The organism is Aldersonia kunmingensis (assembly GCF_001646865.1).
GTDB lineage: Bacteria > Actinomycetota > Actinomycetes > Mycobacteriales > Mycobacteriaceae > Aldersonia > Aldersonia kunmingensis.
This window is the reverse complement of record NZ_LRRB01000046.1, coordinates 1-3,802: the sequence shown is the minus strand read 5'-3', so window position 1 is coordinate 3,802 and position 3,802 is coordinate 1. Positions and strand designations below refer to the sequence as shown.

Below are 3,802 nucleotides of genomic sequence, written 5' to 3'. Positions count from 1 at the left end.
GGCGTATGAGGCGCGCACGCGCGGTGAGGTGCCGGGCTGGTCGCCGTTGGCGGTGCAGTACGCGGATTACGCGCTGTGGCAGCGTGAGGTGCTCGGGTCCGATGCTGATGCGGAATCGTTGATTTCGCGTCAGATTGCTTACTGGTCAACGCAACTCGCGGGTGTGCCGGATCAGCTGGATCTGCCGTCGGACCGCCCGCGGCCGGCGGTCGCGTCGGGCCGTGGCGCAACGGTCGGGTTCGAGGTCCCGGCCGAACTGCACGCTTCGCTGCTCGCGGTGGCCCGCGCGCATGACGCGACCCTGTTCATGGTGGTGCATGCGGCGCTCGCGGTGCTGCTCGCACGTCTGTCGGGCACCGAGGACATTGCGGTCGGTACCCCGATCGCGGGTCGTGGCGAGCGTGAGCTCGACGATCTGATCGGCATGTTCGTCAACACTCTGGTGCTGCGCACGGGTGTGGACGGCGGCGAGTCGTTCACCGATCTGCTTGCGGGCGTGCGGGAAACCGATCTGGGTGCGTTCGGGCATGCGGATGTGCCGTTCGAGCGGTTGGTCGAGATCCTGGATCCGGTTCGGTCGCAGGCGCGTAACCCGTTGTTCCAGGTGGCGCTGTCCTTCCAGAACCTGGGTACGACCCGGTTCGAGTTGCCCGGCCTTACGGTGTCGGGTCTCGACGCGGGGTCGGAGACTGCGAAGTTCGATCTGCAGGTCACGTTGTCCGACCTCGGGGCAAGCGGTGGCATGACGGGTGCGCTGACTTACGCGACCGACCTGTTCGACGAGCAGACGATGCTCGATTTCGGCGCCCGCTTGGTGCGGGTGCTCGAGGCGGTTGCGGCGGATCCGGCGGTCTTCGTCGGTGACATCGGCATCCTCGCCGCCGACGAGGCGCGGCACTCTGTGGTCGCCGGGCCCGAGGCGAGCGGCCACGTGCTGCTGCCGAATGTGCTTTCGTCCCGATCCGCCTTCGATCCGCATGCGGTCGCGGTGCGGTTCGAGGGTCGCTCGTACACGTACCGGGAACTCGATGACCAGTCGAACCGGTTGGCGCGCTGGCTGATTGCGCATGGCGCCGGACCGGAAACCCGTGTCGCGCTGGCGTTCCCCCGCTCGTATGCGATGGTGCTCGGCGAGGTCGCGGTGGCGAAGTCGGGTGCGGCGTTCGTACCGGTCGACCCGAGCTACCCGACCGAGCGTGTCGAGTACATGCTCGAGGATTCGGCTGCGCTGCTGGGCATTACGGGCTCGGAGTTCGTATGCGATCTGCCGGCCGACGGTTTCGAGTGGCTGGTGCTCGACGCACCCGATACCGACCAGGCGTTGGCGGAGTACTCCGCCGACGCGGTGACCGATGCGGACCGGCATGCAGCGGTTCGGGTGTCGAACACGGCGTACATGATCTACACCTCGGGTTCGACCGGCCGCCCGAAGGGCGTGGCAGTGACGCACTCCGGTTTCGGTGGTCTGCTCGATTCGGCCCAACAGCGCTACAACGTGTCGTCGGACGACCGCTTCATGCACATCTGCTCGCCGAGCTTCGACCCGTCGGTGCTCGAGTGGATGATGGCGTTCTCCAGCGGTGCCGCACTTGTGGTCGTGCCGTCGCGGATTCTGGGCGGCGCCGAGTTGGCCGACTTCATGGCCGAGGAGCGGGTGACGCACACGATCATCACCCCGGCGGTGCTCGCGAGCATGGGTGCCCCCGAGTTGGCTGACCTCGAGGCTGTGTCGGTCGGTGGCGACGTGTCCACGCCGGAGTTGGTGGCGCATTGGGCGAACGGCCGGCGTTACCTCAACGGATACGGGCCGACCGAGACCACGATCATCTCTACCTACGCCGAGCTTCGCGCGGACAAGCCGATCACCGTCGGCGGCCCGGTTGCGGGTGCCTCGGCTCTCGTACTCGATGCGCGACTGCACTCCGTGCCACTGGGTGTCGCGGGTGAGCTGTATCTATCGGGCGACGCCCTCGCTCGTGGATACCACGCCCGTGCGGGGCTGACGGCCGAGCGGTTCGTTGCCGATCCGTACAACGGCGGCCGGATGTACCGCACCGGTGACCTCGTGCGCTGGACCCGTTCCGGCGAGCTCGAGTTTGTTGGCCGCAGCGACTTCCAGGTGAAGATCCGCGGGTTCCGTGTCGAGCTCGGCGAGATCGACGCGGCGTTGGCCGGCGACGTGACGGTGTCCGCGGCGGCGACCCTGGGTCATAACGATGCGACTCGCGGTATGTCTCTGGTGTCGTACGTCGTGGCCGCGCCCGGCGCGCACGTCGATGTCGCGGCACTGACGGCGGCAGTGGCCGAGGCGCTCCCGTCCTACATGGTGCCGGCGCAGATCATGGTGCTCGACGCCTTCCCGTTGACGCCGATCGGCAAGCTCGATCGCAAAGCGTTGCCAGAACCGGTGTTCGAGGCGGCGGTATTCCGTGCGCCGACCACACCGATCGAGCAGGCCGTCGCGGGTGTGTTCGCCGAGGTGCTCGGGATCGCGCAGGTCGGCCTGGACGATGACTTCTTCGCCCTCGGCGGTAACTCCCTGTTGGCAATGCAGGTCACCTCTCGACTCGGGCAGGTGCTCGACGCGACCATCGCGGTGCGGGTGTTGTTCGAGGCTTCCTCGGTGGAACGACTTGCGCTAGCGGTTGAGTCGCACGCGGGTGCGGGTCGGGTGGCGCTCGAGGCCCGCCCGCGCCCGGAGCGTGTGCCGTTGTCGTTGGCGCAGCAGCGGATGTGGTTCCTGAACCGGTTCAATCCGGAGTCCGTGGTCGACAACATCCCGGTGGCAATCCGGTTGTCGGGCGACTTGAACGTCGAGGCGCTGCAGTCTGCGGTGGCCGATGTGGTTGCGCGGCACGAGTCGTTGCGCACGATCTACCCCGAGATCGATGGTGTCGGTTACCAGTTGGTGCTGCCCGCCGCCGAGGTCGGTCTGGATCTCGCGCCGGTGCCGGTCACCGAAGCCGAACTGTTCGGTGCGGTGGCCGGGGTTGTCGGGCGTGGGTTCGATGTCACGACCGAGGTTCCCGTGCGGGCTGGCTTGTTCCGCGTGAGCCACAGCGCGACCACCGACGTCGAAGACGTCACAAAGGCCACCGAGTTCGTCCTCGTGTTCGTGGCGTATCACATTGCCACCGATGGTTTCTCGGCTGCGCCGCTGGCGCGCGATGTGATGGTGGCGTACGAAGCGCGTACTCGCGGTGACGTGCCGGGCTGGGCGGCGCTGCCGGTGCAGTACGCGGACTTCGCCCTGTGGCAGCGTGAGGTGCTCGGGTCGGAGGACGATCCCGAGACGCTCATCGCGGGTCAGATCGATTACTGGTCAACGCAACTCGCGGGTGTGCCGGATCAGCTGGATCTGCCCTTGGATCGTCCGCGACCGGCGGTGCAGTCCTTCGCCGGTGCTGCGCTGGACTTCGAGATCGACGCCGACCTGCACGCCGGGTTGGTGGAGCTGGCGCGCGCCCACGATGCGACCTTGTTCATGGTCGTGCACGCAGCCCTTGCGGTGCTGCTCGCACGCCTATCGGGGACCGAGGACATTGCCATCGGTACGCCGATCGCGGGTCGTGGCGAGCGTGAGCTCGACGATCTGATCGGCATGTTCGTCAACACCCTGGTGCTGCGCACCGGTGTCGATGGTGGCGGATCGTTCGCGGAGCTGCTTGCGCAGACGCGCGAAACCGATCTGGGTGCGTTCGGGCATGCGGATGTGCCGTTTGAGCGGCTGGTCGAGATCCTGGATCCGGTTCGGTCGCAGGCGCGCAATCCGCTGTTCCAGGTGGCGCTCTCGTTCCAGAAC

Annotated in this window: 1 protein-coding gene; it reads left to right on the top strand. The window is 67.2% G+C overall.

Translation table 11 applies throughout. From position 1 onward, the window contains the following. The coding region (locus A8G08_RS03760) for a non-ribosomal peptide synthetase (protein WP_157108390.1) at window positions 1–3,802 on the top strand (3,802 nt) is incomplete at both ends.